A 15,124-nucleotide genomic window follows, 5' to 3' on the forward strand; every position below is an offset into this window, starting at 1 on the left:
GCATCAACTCTCCTCCGGAGGCCTGAATGAAGCTTCTCTCCCGGGCGGTCCTGAACATCAGTGCGGCCGTCATGACCGTGGGGCTGGTTGCCCCAGCCCTCGCTGCACCACCGGCGCCAACCGATCTGACCTCGTGCCGTACGTCCGACAACCGCGTGACGCTGGACTGGTCCGACGTCGTCGACGCCACCTCCTACGAAGTCTGGGAACCCTCGAATACCCCGGACCGGCCGGTGGCCACCGTCACCGCGTCCACCCGCACCTCCGGGGTGCTGCCCAACGACGACTACACCTACTACGTCAAGGCCGTGGACGCCTCGGGAGCCTCGGGCTTCTCGAACGCGGCCCCCATCAACATCCCCAATGGCCAGCTGTGCGGCAGCAATCCCCCGCCGTCCACGAACATCGACACCGCCTTCGACGATGCGTGGGCGACGCGTAACCACGAGACGCTGCGCTCGTTCTTCGAGGCCCACGTCGGCACGTTCACGCCGGGGCCGACCGTCTCCTCGCCGGGGACGGTGACCACGCAGGCCCAGGCGGACGCGCTCTCGGGCCGCACGGTCATCGGCAACGTCACCTTCGCCTGCTCCAGCGGGTGCACCGTGTCCAACGCCGTCTTCCGTGACGTCATCGTCGCGCAGAGCGGAACAGTGACCTTCAACAACGTCATCAATGACCCGCAGCGCGCCACCGACGCCGTCGGATTCTTCGAGGTCCGGGCAGCAGCGACGGTCAACCTGAACCGCTTCGAAATCCGCAACAGTCAGGACGGCATCCGCTCCAGCGGAACCGTCAACGCCCGCTACCTGTACATCCACAGCGTGAGCCCCTACGTGGAGACGGTTGGAAACGGGCATCAGGATGGTTTCCAGCAGTACGGCGGCTCGGTCGATTGCCAGAGGTGCTTCATCGACTACCGGAACGCCGTGACGTCCGCCATTCTCGTGAAGCCGGACGCCACCACCATCACGAAGACGCGATGGAACTACACCTTCTTCCAGGGGGGCGGCTACACCATCCACCTGCACGACAGTGGCACCAAGACCGTCCAGGCCGCCGGCCTCGATTTCAGCAACGTGCTGGTGGCGCGCGGCTACCGGACGGGCCTCGCCTCCATCTGGGATATCAACGACGCCGCGCGTGCCAAGGCCGACGACTACGTCATGAACGTCAGCACCGTGGACGGCGGCGGCACCCGGCGCCTCGTGGACGGCGTCAAGATTTAGTGCAGTCCAGGAGCGTTCCTCCCGCCCCATCTTCTCTGTGATGACACCGGCCAGCTCCAAGGTTTGGGAGCTGGCCTGTGTCGATCAGCCATCAGGTAGGACCCCGGCTCGTATCGTCCCTGGCAGCGCGTGCCCGCTGTCGAAGGCCTCGCGGGCCTTGTGCTTGCTGGGTGCGGCGTCGAACAGCGCCTGGTTGTTCTCCGCCGTGGAGAACGTGTCCTGCGCCGCCGTCAACAGCAGCCAGGATTGCTGGATGCCGCCCATCCGATTCACGGGCGCGGCATCTCCCAACACGGGATCCACGTGCGGTGGCACCATGGTCACCAGGAGCGTGACGCGCGCGCTCCTCGAGCTGGCGCTGGTGGAGCGGCTGGCCCGGCGGTTCTCCTGGGGTATCTCCATCGCCCCCCTGGAGCCCCGTGGCATGCGGGTGCGGCTGACCTGGAGACGCTGAGGCCCATCGCCGAAGTGGGCACGGTGCCGGGTGCCCACGGTCCGTGGGCACCCGAGCGGGCCCGGGTGGCTATCCGCCGACGACAAGGGTGAGGCCGTAGGCGTTCAGGATCTCCTTGACCGGCTGGAAGTAGGTGGTGCCGCCCGAGGTGCAGTTGCCCGAGCCGCCGGACGTCACCCCTTGCGCCTGGGTGCCGGAGAGCCACGGGCCGCCCGAGTCGCCAATCCCCGCGCAGACATTGGTCCGGGTGAGACCGGTGACGACTCCCTCGGCGTAGTGGATGGTGGCGTTCAGGCTCTGAATGGTTCCACACCTCCAGCCCGTCGAGGGGCTGGGGCGGCAGACCGAGGCGCCGACCGGGGCGACCGTGGAGCCGGTGACCGCGACGGTGCCGCCACCGGAGTTGTTGATCACCCCTCGGGGAGTCCAGTTGGAGTTGACCTTGACCCAGGCATGGTCATTGCCTGGGAAGGACGAGCCCTGGAAGACGCCCTGGTCGACCAGGTTGTACCCCTTGGTGGGGGTGCCAACGGTGCCGCAGTGGCCCGCCGTGATGAATCCACCGACGACGGAGAAGCCGATCAAGCAGCGTCCGCCATTCGGCGTAAAGAAGGGATCCGCCCCCCGCACGTCGTAAAAGGGGCGAGGCGCGTCCTCTGAAGGCACGACCTTGATCGCGCCGTCCTTGTCCCCAGCCAGAGCGATGAAAGGGTCTATCCGCTGTTTCGCCATGCCAGAGCTCTCGGCAAGCACCACGACGCTGTTGGTGGTGACGTCGATATACCAGGCATGGATGGACTTGCTGGCGCTCCGCGCATTGCGGTCCAGCGCCGCCTTCACCTGCTCCAGTTGTTCCAGGCTCCGGGAGACCCGCTGGGGTTCGGCCCCGGCGCTGCGCACGAGGTCGGCGTCGGCTTCATGGGTGACGCCGACGATGAGCTGGGTGCCGTCCTCGTTCAGCCAGGCGCCGCCAAAGCGGTTGCCCAGCTCGGCCTTCAGCGTGCTCTCGATGTGTGGGGCCGCCGCCTCGAATGCCAGCCGGCGCTGGACCTGCGCTTCCGTGAGGCCGAAGTCGTGCTGCATCTGTGAAATGAGCTCCGGCGAGGCGGAAGCCGCCTTGGGAGCCGCCAATCCCTGGGTCGTAGCCAGTCCGGCAAGCACTGCGGTCACGGTGGAGAGCGTGTGAAGCTTTCGAGGCATGGATGGTTTCCTTCCTTTAGAGGGGGGGCACCGAACTCCGCCATGACGATACGATAGCTTCCCGGAAGCATGTGTAACTCAGGAGATCCGATATGGACTGTGTGGCCCACGAGCGGACGGTCCGCTATCTGAGGCACTCGCAGCCTCATCGCGCACATCTTGATGTGAAGTGAGCTGAGCCTGCCCCGATGAGTTCGTGGACACACCTGATAGGTCGGCTACACCAGAGGTAGGGACGTATCATGCCGCCGATGGTCAGTGTGCTGGGAGCCCCCGCCGCTGGCAAGTGGTGGACACCCCGCTCCCGGGTGGACAACACCGCTCAAAACCGGAACGACTGACCGCACGTCGAGCCGGCGGCGGCCTTCGCGGCGGCGGTCCTGTCGCGAAGGTCGTCGTCGGCGTCTGGGATTACGCAGGTCCCGTCGCGCTCCGGACAACGGAGGCTGGAAGCCAGGCGCCGTGCCTGCCTGATTCGCCGCGGTCCAGCCACCACTCGGCGATGAGCAGCGGAATCACCCATCCCAGCCAGGTGGACAGGCCCGCGATGGTCCAGGTGAGCATTTTCTCGCTGCCCTCGAAGGTCGTGTCCAACTGCGGCGAAAGGATGAGGAAGCCGATCACCCCCCAGAGCCGGTTGGTGATGATCGATGCGGTGAGCGCGAAGCTGCGGATCATCCACCGGCGGTGCTCGACATACTGGCGCCGCCGCGCCATGCGGTAACCGGTGACAGTGAAGAGCAGCCAGAGCGAAGCCATCAGAACGCTACTCACCCGGGCCAGTGGGCCGAAGGGACTGAACGCGCCGATGAGCAGGCCGGTGATTCCGGCGGGGAGCACCCCTCCCAGGACGTACACCCGACCAATGAGCCGGTGGGCAACCGGGTAACGCTGGCGGAACCAGGGCCACACCTGAGGACTGGTGGTCAGCAACGCCACCGAGGCGAAGACCACGTGCGCGACCAAGAGCGGGTAGTGCGCCGCGAAGTTGTCCGGCTGCGGTACCCGGGACCGTTCTGGATTCAGTGACAGGTAGGGCGGCAGCGAGAACGCGACGAACAGGAGGGAGATGCTCGCCAGCGGGGCGATCCAGGGTCGTTGCCACCACCGTGGCCGTCCAGGCGGCCAGTCGGCCGGAGCGGTGCGCTGGGCTGGAGGCTTCCGTGCGTCCGTCGTTTCTGTCTTCGTGGTCATGAGTGGCTCCTGTCTGGCCATGGCACCGGAAAAGCGCGTGGCTCTCGCTTGACTGCAGCGTGGAGCGGCGCCCGTCTGCGTATAGCATACGCTTTGCGTATCTCATACGCAACATATGGGGTGTACGCTGGCGTGCGATGCTGTCGCCGTACGCGGGAACAGGAGTGATGATGGGCAACAAGACCGACGACGAACTTCCGCGCAGTCTGGAGGTGCTCTGGGGGCGGACCGACCGGCGCCAGCGCGGACCCCCACAGGCGCTCAGCTTGGAGCGCATCGTCGCCGCGGCCATCGAGATCGCCGACGCTGAAGGCCTTCACGCGCTGTCCATGGCCCACCTCGCCGAGCGGCTTGGTTGCGCCACCATGTCCCTCTACCGGCATGTCGCGAGCAAGGACGATCTCCTGGTCTTCATGATGGATGCCGCGCCAGGGAAGCCGCCCGTCATCGATGTCGCGGTTGACGGTTGGCGCGGCGGGCTGGAGCGCTGGGCCCGGGAACTGCGGTCGGTCTACTACCGGCACCCCTGGATATTGCAGGTCACCATCGGCCGGCCACCGTTGGAACCGGGCCAGCTCGCCTGGCTCGATCGTGGCCTACGCACCCTGGCCGGTACCGGCCTGAGCCCGAACGAGAAGCTGGGGGTGATACTCCTGGTCCTCAACTACGTTCGCGGTGAGGCGCAGATCCAGGCGGGGCTGCTGCGGACGAACGAGCATTCCTCCCAGAGCAGCCGGGAGGCGCAGGCCTGGTATGGCCGGACGCTGGCCAGGTTGATCGACGCCGAGCGCTTTCCCGCGCTGGCTGAGCTTTCCGCTGCTGGCTCCTTCGATCCGGGTGACGACAGTGACGACGGAGCCGCCGACTTCGACTTCGGGTTGGCGCGTATCCTCGACGGTGTCGGGATGCGCGTTCGCGTCCGCTAGCCCTATCCGCGGGCGAGGACAGCCCGGCCAACCTTCAGCTCCTTCGCGACGTTCGCCACGCGTTTCCCGAGGAACTCGGCGGTTCTCAAATCCGCTGGCGGCGGCGTGACATCCGCGGGTTGGTCGATGTTGGATTGGGCCGCTACGCCGAGTGTATAGGCATCCCGGTTGAGCATGTCCTCGTTGGTGAAGGAACGGTTGTTGCCGTACGGCAGGCCCAGGTTCACCCAGTGCATGTGGTGCTGCGCCGCGAACGTCATGAGTTGAATCAAGGACGTCTGCTTGTCGCCGCCACGGGAGCCGCCATTGGTGAATCCCGCGGCCACCTTGTTGGCCCAGCGCTTCTGCGCGTACTGCAGGGACGAGGTCGCATCCATGAAGGCCTTGAACTGGGCCGACAAGCTGCCCATGTACGTGGGCGCGCCCATGATGATGGCATCGGCGGAGTCCAGGACGTCCCAGCGTCCCGGCGCATCCTCAGCCCTGATGAGCTGGACCTCCGTGTCGGCCACCTGGGCCGCACCAGCCGCGACCGCCTCGGCCACCTTCGCCGTGTGGCCACCATGACCGCTGTGATAGACGACGACCACGCGAACAGTCTCCACCATATACAGCTCCTCTTCTTTCTCATGCGCCGCAACGCACTCCCTGAGTGCGCACGACGAGGGCTCGTCACTCGAACCGGTTGCTTGATGATGAGAAGAGTAGCGTGGTGCCGCATGTCCCGAAGGTCATAGATGCAACCTTTCGGGACATTCGAAGCGAGCCAGCCTCAAGTCCTCGGAAAGAGGGGGGAACCGGTGGGGTCTCCCGTCCATACCGGGTCTCGTTGCGTGACGTGTGTCCCGCGTTTCGAATCTTCTGACACCATCTCCGGGGGATCAGCGGTCAGCCGCTGTGCGGCGGCCGCGGTCTTCCGCACGCGGGCGAGGTGCTGCTGCATCTTCGCCATCGCGCGCTCCAGCTCTTCCAGCTCGTGTTCCAGGCTCTGGCCCCGCGAGGGGACAACGAGCCTGCGACGCTCCTCCTCTTCCTCGGCGGCCTCCTCCATGCCGCTCATGATGACGCCGATGAACAGGTTGAGGATGATCATCGTGCCCAGCAGGACGAAGGAGACGAAGAAGACGACCGCCGCCACTGGTTGGGGCTGAGGCTGGGTGCACAGCGCGGCGAAGTCTCCGTAGCCGAACCGGTCGCAGCCCCGCATCTGGATGTAGAGCAACTCGGTCCACCCTTCGAGGGTGACGACGCGGAACAGGGAGAGCAGGGCCGTGGGCAGGTCGCCGAAGTGGACCGGGTCGTTGGCGCCGAAGAGAAAGGTTCCCGCCACCCCGTAGATGTAGAAGACCAGCCCCAACAGGAGCGCCACGTACCCCATGGACGGGATGCTCTTGATGAGGGCGGTGACGAGAATCTGGAGTCTGGGCAGGGCGCGCACCAGCCGGAGCACCCGGAACAGCCGCACCAGCCGGAGCACCATCAGGTGCTGCGCGGAGATGGGCAGGAGCGCGGTGGCCACGATGAGGAAGTCGAAGACGTTCCACGGATCCTGGAAGAACCGCCAGGGCCTGCGGCCCTCGGCTCCCAGCTTGATGAGGAGCTCCACCACGAAGATGGCGAGCACCAGCCGGTCGAGCACGTGGAGCAGCGCCCCGTATCGTGAGACCAGCTCGGGGGAGGTCTCCACACCGACGAGGGCACCGGCGAACAGGATGGACAGGGTGATGAGGGTCTGGAAGGGACGAGAGCCCGCGATCCGCTGGAGCTGCATGGCTGTTGACTCGGAGTCACACCGCTCCGTGAGCGGTGCGGCGCCAAGCTAAAACGGGAAGCCGATGGCGCAAGGTGCGAGGGACGCCCATGGGCCGGCCAGGTCATGTTCCAGACTCGCCTCGTGCGGCTGACCTGCTCCCACGAGCCGGAGTCGAACATGACATGGCCGCCTGTCCGCCGTACGTCGAGACCTGGAGGATTCGCCCACCCCCTTGCGCGCGCAGGTGCGGAGTGGCAGCGCGAATGACCTGGATCGAGCCGAGCAGGTAGGTGTTGACTCGGCGAACGCCCGGTTCACCACCTGCTTGATGGCCGGCGTATCGGTGACGTCGAGGTGCGCGAGCCAGAGGCGCTCGCCATGGCGCGCCTCGAGGTCGTTCATCGAGTCCAGCTTGCGAACGACACGATCGCGGTTCCCAAGGGCGATGCCCCGATGGACTGGACCTTCGTCGTCGCGGGAAGGTCAAAGCGAGTCACGTTGCGCCCCCGCCTGGTCGTGTCCGACCTGGCGCTCGCCGCGCGGGCCGCGGCCGCTGGGCTGGGGATCGTCCGCGCTCCGTCCTCGGTCGTGGAGCCGTATCTCGCGAAGAGGCAACTCGTGGCCATCCTGCGAGAGTCGACACCGCCCGGGCTCGAGGTGCATGCCGTCTTTCCCGTCGGAGGTGCACTCGTGCCGAAGACGCGCGTGTTCGTGGATCTGCTTCAGGCGTGGTTCGAGCGCGAGCGGCACGGAGTCAAGCGCGGCGCCCGACAGCGCTGAGGGGCGCGCGTGATTCAACGGGTGGCTTCAACGGCAGGTCTTGATGCCATCGTGTGTGATCATGACCTGGCTCCTTGTGAGCGGTGAGGCTGTTCGTTGGATTCGTCAGGCGCCAGGTGTGAGCGTCAGCGTTGCGCTTTCACCCTCGGCAGGAGTCTGGCCGCACGGCTCTGGACATTGGCGTACGGGTCCGAGCGCGCCGCCTCCTCGAGGAACGGTGCCGCGGGGGCTCCCACCTCCCGGACGAGGAAGTCGGCGCACTTCGTGTGGAAGCGATCGCTCACCAGGCAGCGGATGACGTTGCGGATGAGCTTCGCGTCCGTGCGATAGGCGGGGTTGTTGCGCAGGGCCGCGCCGTAGGAGGCGAGCCCATCCACCCAGCGGAGGTTGTCGAAGTTGACGTGTCCCTCCAGGTAGGGGGCGTAGGCGCTCCGGGGGTATTGCGCGCGCAGACTGGCGAGCGCCCGGAGCGTCTGATCCCTCCGCCGCTCTCCCTCCTTCACCCAGCGTTCGATCTGCTCGATGTTGGGGAGGTCCTCCGGCGGAACGTTCTCCTCCTGAGCGGAGGTGGCTGGCTTCCCGCTGGGAGCGGGCTGTTGCTTCGGGGCAGGGGGGCTCTTCGCAACGGGGGAGGGCGTGTTCGTGGCGGGCCGGGACTCCTGCGCGTCCGGCCAGAGGAGCGCCGCGCCGAGGCCCACCAGGAGCACTCCCGCGGCCCCCACGGCCAGCATCGGGCGCTTGTCCCGGGGTGGCACCAGTGTCCGCGAGTCGGACACCGTCCTCTGGGGACGGCTGGAGACGGTGGCCTCGAGGGCGGAGGACGAGGCCGCCGCGTGGTCCCGCACCGTGGGTGACGAGCCGGAGGGGGCGCTCGCGTCCGGGAGTGCTTCCAGCGTGGCGGCGAAGTCCGTGGCCGACTGGAATCGGTCCCCGGGTTGTTTCGCCATCGCCTTGCGGACCGCCGCCTCCAACTCCTGGGAGAACCCCGCCTCGGGGCGGATGCTGCTCAGGGAGGGCGGTGGGGCCACCTGGTGCTGGCTCATCACCTCGGCCGCCCGCTCGCCGTTGAAGGGTTTGGCGCCGGTGAGCAGCTCGAAGAGGAGCACGCCGACGGAGTAGAGGTCCGTCCGGGCGTCGATTTCCCCGGCACGGATCTGCTCCGGGGCCATGTAGCTGGGCGTGCCCACGGCCAGGCCCGTGGTCAGGCCCGAGACCGTATCGCGCAGCTTCGCCAATCCGAAGTCCAGGATGCGGACCTGATCGCCCAGCCCGATGGCCTCCGTCAGCAGGATGTTGTCCGGCTTGATGTCCCGGTGGACGATGCCCTGGGCATGTGCGTGGGCCAATCCCGCCAGCACCTGGCGCACGAGGCCCAGCGCCCGCTTCACGGGAAGGGGTCCGCCCTCGCGCAGCAGCGCGCGCAGGGTCTGTCCCGTGACGAACTCCATCACCATGAAGGGGGCGCCCTCATGCACGCCATGGTCGATGACCGGGACGCAGCACGGATGGGACAGCCGGCTCATCGCCTGCGCTTCGATCTGGAAGCGTCGCTGGAAGCTCTCGTCCGCCGCCATCCACGAGTGGAGGAACTTGATGGCCACGGCCCGGCCCAGCTCCAGTCGTTCGCCGCGGTACACCACGCCCATGCCCCCGGCGGCGAGCCGCTGGAGAATCCGGTATCGCTCCTGCAAGACAATGCCGATTCGGGGATCGGTGACGGCGGTCGGTTCCATGGAAGGAGGGGGAAGGTTACCAGGAGCACTCCCTTCAGGGGGTGGCACTGGGAGTGCGCTGAATTCTACCGGCCAATCTTCACTTCCTTGGCGTGGATTTCGTCCGCTTCGATCCAATCGGCCTTGATCTCCTTGGCGTAGATGATCTCCGCGGAGACCTCTGGGGCATGCACTTCACCACCACCCCATCCGCCCTTGCCGCCCTTGCCGCCCTTGCCGCCCTTTCCGGTGTAGGTGCGGCCCACCCGGCCACCTCGCGCCTTCACTTCCTTGGCGTAGATGACTCGCGCGTAGACACGCTCGGCCTTGATCTCCTTGGCGCGTAGCACGTCCTGGGGTGGTGGCGGCTGGGGGGAGGGTTGCGGCTCGCCTGGTGGTGGTGGGTACGGATACGGCTCCCCTCGGGGCGGTCGTCGCGGCCAGTCATCGTGGAGGTGGATGCGGCAGCCCGAGACCCCGAGCGCCAGTCCCAGCAGTAGCAGTGTCTGCATTCGCATCAGGGAATCCCCGTGTTGTCGACCAGTACCGCGTTGGAGCTGGGCACCGTGGCCTGACCGGCCGTGAAGCGGTTGCGCAGCAGCGACACGCCATTGCCAGAGAGGGTGGCGCTCGCGATGTCCGAGAAGGACACCGACAGGTTGTTGGCATTGCTCGTCAGCCGGCCGTTGATCTTGACGCCCCGCATCCGGTTGCCACCTCCGAGCACCGTCACGTTGCCCTCGATGGTGGAGAGCGGCCCTTCCTCCGGAGACCAGGCGCCGAAGATGAGCACATTCGCGGCGCGCAGCTCGAAGTTACCAGGGTACGTGCCCGGGGCCAGCACGATGATGGTGTTGTCGCTGGCCGCCGCCTGGGCGATGTCGCCCCCAGGTTCCACCTCGGCCACCGTGCCTCCAATGGGGTAGCGCACCGGGGGGATGACCTGCTGTACCGTGCCGTCCCGGTACGCCACCACCACGTCATAGAGCTCCTTCTCCTGGAACACCTGGAAGGAGTACGTGCTGGGCTCGAAGTCCAGCTTCACCGTCCCCGTTGGCAGCTCCTCCACCAGCGCCAGGCCCGTTGAATCCGTCTGCACCGGCTCGAGGTCCGCTGCCTTGAGGCGCACGCCCGAGCGATCGTTGCCCACCACCACGGTCGTGGTGGATCCCTGGTTGATGACCGGGTTGACCACCACCACCGCGCTCGTCACCTCTCCGAAGCGACCCGTCACGGGGGGCGGGTTGCTCCCACATCCCGCCAACAGCAGTACCGTCAGTACGTCCAGGACCCGTTTCATGTGAACCTCCCGCCCATTGACTCGCGTCCCGGGTAGACGGCCACGGCTTCAGGTCGAAGCGCTGAAGGGTGGGGGCTGGCGCGATACCTTGGGTGTGCCGGTAGAATTGCAGTCATGTCCTCCTCCTCGCTGGCCGATGCTCTCCGTGAAGGCGTGCGCGGTCCCGTCCTCACCGATGAGAGCTCGCTCGAACGCTACAGCTTCGACTTCGGGAATCTGCGCCGGCGCCTGCCCCTGGCCGTGGTCCGGTCCCAGAGCGAGCAGGACGTGGTGCACACGCTGAGGGTGGCCCGGTCCTTCGGCGTCCCCGTCAGCTCCCGTGGCGCCGGGCACTCCGTCGGCGGGCAGTGTCTGTGCGAGGGCATCGTGCTCGCCCACGACGCGGAAGCGGGCGAGGTGCGCGTGCTGGAGGACGGGCGCGCCGAGGTCACCTGCCGCAGCCGGTGGAAGCGCGTGGAGCGCACCCTGGCCGGGGCGGGGCGGATGTTTCCCATCCTCACCAACCTGCTCCGCACGTCGGTGGGCGGGACGTTGTCCGTGGGCGGCTACGGCGTGCGCTCCTTCGTGGACGGGGCGCAGGTGGATCAGGTGGAGCGGGCCCGGCTCATCCTTCCGGAGGGACAGGCGGTGTGGTGCTCGCGCGAGGAGAACCCGGAGCTGTTCCGTTTCGCCCTCGCGGGCTTCGGCCAGGTGGGCGTCCTGGAGCGGGTGGTGCTGCGGACCCTTCCGGACCGGCCCATCGCCCGGCTGCAGATGAACCGCCACCGCAACTGGCGGGAGATGGTGGACTCGCTGGCGTGGACGGCGGAGTGGGAGGGGCCGGGACCGGAGCTCTTCTTCGCCGAGCACCGCGCGGGGAAGCTCTGGTCCATCTTCGGCACGCAGTTCGAGACGGACGCGGCGGCCCAGGCCTCCTCGCTCCCCGAGCCGCTCGTTCGCATGGCGCGCGAGCGCGTGCACATGGTGGCGAACGTCGACATGCTGCACAAGGGCGAGGACGAGGGGGAGCTCTTCGACCCCGCCATGTATCGGGTGATGGGCGACTACTGCCTGGATCTGGAGGGGCTGCGGCGTTTCGTGGCCTTCCTCGAGGAGCAGCCCTCGCGCTTCTGGTTGCCCAATCTGGACCTGGTGCGCCTGCTCGGGCTCGCCCAGCCGAAGGACGGCGGGCGCTGGCCCTTCGACATCCGGGCCGCCTACGGTGGGCCCCAGCGCGTGTATGGCATTGGCCTGTACTACCTGGGCCCGCTCTCGGATCAGGCCGGGCTCGAGGCGGCCCGGCAGGCGCACCGCGCGTGCATGGAGAAGTGCCTGGAGCTGGGCGGCCGTCCCTACCTCTACGGCTGGATGGAGCTGGACCGCGACGCCCGGCAGGCCCTCTACAAGCAGGACTACACGCGGATGCGGGCCCTGCGCCAGGAGTTGGATCCGCGCGGGCTGCTCAATCCCGAGAGTCTTTGATCGGCCCCTCCAGGAGCAGCACGGAAGGCACCTGCTCCGGCCGGGCCAGGCGGAGCAGGCCGTGGCCCGTTCCCGCCAGTCCGTGCATCAGCCCCGGCATCTCCAACCCGAAGGGAACGCCACCGAGGCACCCGCGCCGTTCGAGTGACTCCAAGACGCTGGCCGAGCGCCGCTCCAGCTCGGGAGCCCAGCGCTCGCCGCCCGGTGCCTCGCGCGCCCGCAGCAGGAGCTCCAGCGCGCCGAGGTCACCGTGGCACAGCGAGTGGTTCTGGCCGAAGCCGTGCGCCCGCACCGTCTCCAGCGCCGCCTCCAGTGCCTCGCGCACGTTCGACTCCCCGTGATGCAGCGCGTGCAGCCGGACCAGCCCCGCTCCGGACGAGCCCTGGCACCAGGATGTCTCTCCGGGCCCGAAGCGTCGCTCGTTCCCGGTGGCGAGCGCTTCGCGGGCCGCGACGCGAAAACGCTCCTCTCCGGTGAGCGAGGAGAGCTCCAGGAGAGCCAGCGCGGTGCCATCCGAGCCTCGGGCGAGGTCTGCTTCCACCGGAGCCTTCGGGTTCAACAGCCGCTCCCCACAGCGCCGTGCCAGCTCCAGCACGCGCGGTGAGGGCGCGGTGCGCTGCAGTGCCACCAGGACGAGGAGCGCCCCCGCGGTCCCGCTGAGAATCCCGTGCCCGGTGTCCGCGTCGACGAGCGCGGGCAGGTGCTCCGTGGCGAGGGCCTCGGCCTTGCGCAGCAGATCCTCCCGTCCCCAGCGCGCCCCGAGCTGCGTCAGCACGTAGACGATGCCACCCCAGCCGTCGAAGCCGCCCGCGGAGGTGAGGGGCTCGTGCTCCTGCTCCAGCCGGTGCAGCACCACGGCCACCAGCCGCCGGGCGGCCTCGCCATGGCGGCCCGTGCCGGCCATCGACTCCAGCTGACCCAGGAAGAGGGCGATGCCCGGCAGCCCCGCGTAGAGATCCAGGCCCAGCGGGCCCAGCACCCAGCGCCGCTCCCGGCCGAGCGACAGCCCGTACGCGGCTCGGGCGCCCGGCTCCAGGGGCACGAGCTCCAGCAGCCGATCTCCCAGGGTCACCGCCGCCGCGATGAGGCGATCGGGCGTGGCGGGCGCGGACCCTTCGGATAGCGGATACGTCACGCCCGGCGAGTCCACGTCCGGGACGAGCGTGGCCATGGAGGCGCGGATGAGCCACGTCTGCCGCTCCAGATCCTCCGCGCCGAACCCGGCCAGGCGCCGCCGCACCAGGGCGAGTCCCTCCTCCTCGAACAGTCCGGGAATGCGCGCGTCGGGACCGGCCCACACGTCGCGCGAGCCGGGGCGGGTGGTGAAGAGTGGAACGTCCCCGCGCTCCAGCGACTCGCGCTCGGCGCGGACGATGAGGGGGATGAAGGGGAAGCGCGTGGTGTCCGTCCACAGCCGGTCGAGGAAGCGATCCCTGTCCAGCGCGTCCCGCATCACGTCCGGGTGGAGGCTGTCCTCCAGCAGCGAGGTGTAGAGGAGGGTGGGGCGCATCAGCACGCGCACCTCGTCATCGCTCATGTGCCACAGGGGACCGTCCTCGGCGAGCAGCGCGTCGCGTTCGGTGCGCAGCAGCTCGTACATGCGCGTGAAGCCGGCGAGCAGCGCGTCCGTCTGGCGGAGCGTGTCCACGCTCTGTCCCTTCAGGGTGGGGCGGTTGTGGCCGCCGGGCATCACCTGCCGTTTGCGCGCGATGTGCATCTGATCCGTGCCGGTGCCCTCCATCCGGGGCACGGCGCGGGGGCTCACCTGTCCGCTGAGCTCGGCCAGGCCGCTGATGTCGATACCGGCGGACTCGGCGTTGGCCCACACGCGCTGGGGGAGCATCCCCACGCGCAGCACCGACTCGAACATCTCCTGCCGGGCCTGGTCCGCCGAGCGCGCGTCCACCACCGGCAGGCGCGGGTGCAGCAGCGACTCCAGATCCACCAGCACCGGGTGCTCGCCGGAGGCGACGATGTTCTGGAAGTGGAAGTCGGTGGCCTCCAGCGCGTAGAGCAGGGCCAGGAGCGAGCCCAGGCGCTCGTAGAAGCGCGCCACCTGCTCCTCCGTCTCGCAGGGGGCCGTCTCGGCGAACTCCATCCACCCGTAGGTGTGCCGGTCCAGTACCTCCAGCCGCCGGAAGGGCGTGGGGTTGCCTCGGCGATCCAGCCACGCCAGGAGCTGTTGGAAGTGTGCGTCGATGGCCAGCGAGCGCGGCTTGTAGACGACGTGCAGGCCGGACTCGAAGACGAGCATGCGCACCGAGCGACCGCCGCGGTGGACGTCGCCGACGCCCGTGCGCACCCGGACGAGCCGGCCGGGCTCACGTCCCGGGCTGAGGGTCCGCCGCAGCGCTTCCCAGTCCGCGCACAGCCGCTCCATCAGCTCCAGTGACACCTCCACCCACGTGTCCACCTGCTGGCTCAGGCGCCGCGCCAGCACGGTGTATTCCTCGAAGAGGGCTCGCACGGAGGCCGGGTCCTTCAACCGCCGCACGAAGCTGGTGAAGCGCTCCTGCGCGGTGGTGCCCTCGAGCTTCTCCTCCAGACGGGCCACGTTCAGCTCGAGCACCAGGGTGCGGCCGAGCAGCTGGAGCAACTCCGCGGGCAGTGGGGCGAAGAGGGTGGCCTCGGCGGTCTCGAGCGAGAAGGGCGCCGCGGGGTAGCGCTCGAGGAGTCCCCGGAGCCCGGCCCGCAGGCGCTCGAGGCCCTCGTGGACGAGCGGTGCCACGGCGGCGAGGAAGCCGTGGTCCGGCCGGCGGCGCACGCTCTCTGGCAGGGGCAGCTCCGGGAGGGGCTCGCCGTGACGCGCGAGCGCCCGGAGGAAGTCCCGCACCCACCGGGGCACCTCGCCGCTCCGGGCCTGGAGCACCTCGGGGGGAGTGCCCAGGAGCTGGAGGAAGCGCGCGTCGGTGAGGCCGTCGTTGGCGAGGCGGCGGGCGAAGGTCTCGTCCTGATCCATGGGAGGCTGCGAGCGCCAGCGCTTCAGTCGCTTCCCGGCGAGCTCGGCGTCCACGGGCGGTGGAGCCTCGGCGGAGGAGGCGGGGAGGGTGGCCGCGCGCTCCAGGAGGGTGAGGGCCCGGTACCAGACAGGCTCGGGAGTGGGGCTCATGGTGGG

The 15,124-nt window shown here is 68.4% G+C and carries 14 protein-coding genes; 5 read left to right on the forward strand and 9 right to left on the reverse strand.

The window, feature by feature from the left end; genetic code table 11:
* Positions 1 to 26: 26 nt before the first annotated feature.
* Positions 27 to 1,229 (forward strand): fibronectin type III domain-containing protein, encoded by a 1,203-nt coding sequence (locus JQX13_RS38600; RefSeq protein WP_203404420.1) that lies wholly within the window; start codon positions 27 to 29, stop codon positions 1,227 to 1,229.
* 84 nt (positions 1,230 to 1,313) lie between these two features.
* On the opposite strand, the gene JQX13_RS38605 is transcribed toward JQX13_RS38600, so the two are convergent.
* The gene (locus JQX13_RS38605) at positions 1,314 to 1,547 is read right to left on the reverse strand and encodes a hypothetical protein (protein ID WP_203404421.1); all 234 of its coding nucleotides are present in this window, start codon (positions 1,545 to 1,547) and stop codon (positions 1,314 to 1,316) included.
* Here JQX13_RS38605 and JQX13_RS38610 point away from each other — a divergent pair.
* Positions 1,546 to 1,683, forward strand: coding sequence for a hypothetical protein (locus tag JQX13_RS38610; protein WP_203404422.1), 138 nt, complete (start codon positions 1,546 to 1,548; stop codon positions 1,681 to 1,683). The two genes, JQX13_RS38605 and JQX13_RS38610, sit on opposite strands and share 2 nt — an antisense overlap.
* 69 nt (positions 1,684 to 1,752) lie before the next feature.
* On the opposite strand, the gene JQX13_RS38615 is transcribed toward JQX13_RS38610, so the two are convergent.
* On the reverse strand, positions 1,753 to 2,766 hold the full coding sequence (locus JQX13_RS38615; RefSeq protein ID WP_239014109.1) for a S1 family peptidase: 1,014 nt from the start codon (positions 2,764 to 2,766) through the stop codon (positions 1,753 to 1,755).
* A gap of 528 nt (positions 2,767 to 3,294) precedes the next feature.
* Positions 3,295 to 4,077: a DUF2306 domain-containing protein gene (locus JQX13_RS38620; protein ID WP_203404424.1), complete on the reverse strand. Its 783-nt coding sequence runs from the start codon at positions 4,075 to 4,077 to the stop codon at positions 3,295 to 3,297.
* A 167-nt stretch (positions 4,078 to 4,244) separates the two neighbouring features.
* Between JQX13_RS38620 and JQX13_RS38625 the strand changes: the two genes are divergently transcribed.
* Positions 4,245 to 5,003 (forward strand): TetR/AcrR family transcriptional regulator, encoded by a 759-nt coding sequence (locus JQX13_RS38625; protein ID WP_203404425.1) that lies wholly within the window; start codon positions 4,245 to 4,247, stop codon positions 5,001 to 5,003.
* 2 nt (positions 5,004 to 5,005) lie between these two features.
* Here JQX13_RS38625 and JQX13_RS38630 read toward each other — a convergent pair whose 3' ends face one another.
* Together JQX13_RS38630 and JQX13_RS38635 are read right to left on the reverse strand one after the other, a co-directional pair.
* Positions 5,006 to 5,611, reverse strand: a complete 606-nt coding sequence (locus JQX13_RS38630) for a flavodoxin family protein (protein ID WP_239014110.1) — start codon at positions 5,609 to 5,611, stop codon at positions 5,006 to 5,008.
* A 164-nt stretch (positions 5,612 to 5,775) separates the two neighbouring features.
* Positions 5,776 to 6,774 carry an ion transporter gene (locus JQX13_RS38635; protein WP_203404426.1) on the reverse strand — a complete coding sequence of 333 codons (999 nt, stop codon included), beginning with the start codon at positions 6,772 to 6,774 and terminating at the stop codon, positions 5,776 to 5,778.
* Positions 6,775 to 7,134: 360 nt separating this feature from the next.
* Between JQX13_RS38635 and JQX13_RS38640 the strand changes: the two genes are divergently transcribed.
* Positions 7,135 to 7,536 (forward strand): LysR substrate-binding domain-containing protein, encoded by a 402-nt coding sequence (locus JQX13_RS38640; protein ID WP_203404427.1) that lies wholly within the window; start codon positions 7,135 to 7,137, stop codon positions 7,534 to 7,536.
* A 125-nt stretch (positions 7,537 to 7,661) separates the two neighbouring features.
* Here JQX13_RS38640 and JQX13_RS38645 read toward each other — a convergent pair whose 3' ends face one another.
* The 3 genes from JQX13_RS38645 to JQX13_RS38655 form a co-directional block, all read right to left on the reverse strand.
* Positions 7,662 to 9,227, reverse strand: coding sequence for a serine/threonine-protein kinase (locus JQX13_RS38645; RefSeq protein ID WP_203404428.1), 1,566 nt, complete (start codon positions 9,225 to 9,227; stop codon positions 7,662 to 7,664).
* Between the two features lie 107 nt (positions 9,228 to 9,334).
* A complete protein-coding gene (locus JQX13_RS38650; RefSeq protein WP_203404429.1) occupies positions 9,335 to 9,766 on the reverse strand; it encodes a hypothetical protein in 432 nt (143 codons plus the stop codon).
* Positions 9,766 to 10,548 (reverse strand): hypothetical protein, encoded by a 783-nt coding sequence (locus tag JQX13_RS38655; RefSeq protein WP_203404430.1) that lies wholly within the window; start codon positions 10,546 to 10,548, stop codon positions 9,766 to 9,768. Before JQX13_RS38655 ends, JQX13_RS38650 begins: the two co-directional genes overlap by 1 nt.
* 114 nt (positions 10,549 to 10,662) lie before the next feature.
* On the opposite strand from JQX13_RS38655, the gene JQX13_RS38660 reads away from it, so the two are divergent.
* Complete coding sequence (locus tag JQX13_RS38660; protein ID WP_203404431.1) at positions 10,663 to 12,009, forward strand: FAD-binding oxidoreductase; 1,347 nt, start codon at positions 10,663 to 10,665, stop codon at positions 12,007 to 12,009.
* Here the strand turns inward: JQX13_RS38660 and JQX13_RS38665 are convergent.
* Complete coding sequence (locus JQX13_RS38665; protein ID WP_203404432.1) at positions 11,990 to 15,118, reverse strand: type 2 lanthipeptide synthetase LanM family protein; 3,129 nt, start codon at positions 15,116 to 15,118, stop codon at positions 11,990 to 11,992. The genes JQX13_RS38660 and JQX13_RS38665 overlap by 20 nt on opposite strands.
* Positions 15,119 to 15,124: the final 6 nt, after the last annotated feature.

Source organism: Archangium violaceum, assembly GCF_016859125.1.
Lineage (GTDB): Bacteria > Myxococcota > Myxococcia > Myxococcales > Myxococcaceae > Archangium > Archangium violaceum_A.

What these genes read in the sequence shown, in the direction of transcription:
- JQX13_RS38615 (WP_239014109.1), bottom strand. Translation starts at nt 2,766, where the DNA reads ATGCAGCACGACTTCGGCCTCACGGAAGCGCAGGTCCAGCGCCGGCTG.
- JQX13_RS38660 (WP_203404431.1), top strand. Translation starts at nt 10,663, where the DNA reads ATGTCCTCCTCCTCGCTGGCCGATGCTCTCCGTGAAGGCGTGCGCGGT.
- JQX13_RS38630 (WP_239014110.1), bottom strand. Translation starts at nt 5,611, where the DNA reads ATGGTGGAGACTGTTCGCGTGGTCGTCGTCTATCACAGCGGTCATGGT.
- JQX13_RS38635 (WP_203404426.1), bottom strand. Translation starts at nt 6,774, where the DNA reads ATGCAGCTCCAGCGGATCGCGGGCTCTCGTCCCTTCCAGACCCTCATC.
- JQX13_RS38620 (WP_203404424.1), bottom strand. Translation starts at nt 4,077, where the DNA reads ATGACCACGAAGACAGAAACGACGGACGCACGGAAGCCTCCAGCCCAG.
- JQX13_RS38655 (WP_203404430.1), bottom strand. Translation starts at nt 10,548, where the DNA reads ATGAAACGGGTCCTGGACGTACTGACGGTACTGCTGTTGGCGGGATGT.
- JQX13_RS38625 (WP_203404425.1), top strand. Translation starts at nt 4,245, where the DNA reads ATGATGGGCAACAAGACCGACGACGAACTTCCGCGCAGTCTGGAGGTG.
- JQX13_RS38665 (WP_203404432.1), bottom strand. Translation starts at nt 15,118, where the DNA reads ATGAGCCCCACTCCCGAGCCTGTCTGGTACCGGGCCCTCACCCTCCTG.
- JQX13_RS38600 (WP_203404420.1), top strand. Translation starts at nt 27, where the DNA reads ATGAAGCTTCTCTCCCGGGCGGTCCTGAACATCAGTGCGGCCGTCATG.
- JQX13_RS38650 (WP_203404429.1), bottom strand. Translation starts at nt 9,766, where the DNA reads ATGCGAATGCAGACACTGCTACTGCTGGGACTGGCGCTCGGGGTCTCG.
- JQX13_RS38610 (WP_203404422.1), top strand. Translation starts at nt 1,546, where the DNA reads ATGGTCACCAGGAGCGTGACGCGCGCGCTCCTCGAGCTGGCGCTGGTG.
- JQX13_RS38640 (WP_203404427.1), top strand. Translation starts at nt 7,135, where the DNA reads ATGGCGCGCCTCGAGGTCGTTCATCGAGTCCAGCTTGCGAACGACACG.
- JQX13_RS38605 (WP_203404421.1), bottom strand. Translation starts at nt 1,547, where the DNA reads ATGGTGCCACCGCACGTGGATCCCGTGTTGGGAGATGCCGCGCCCGTG.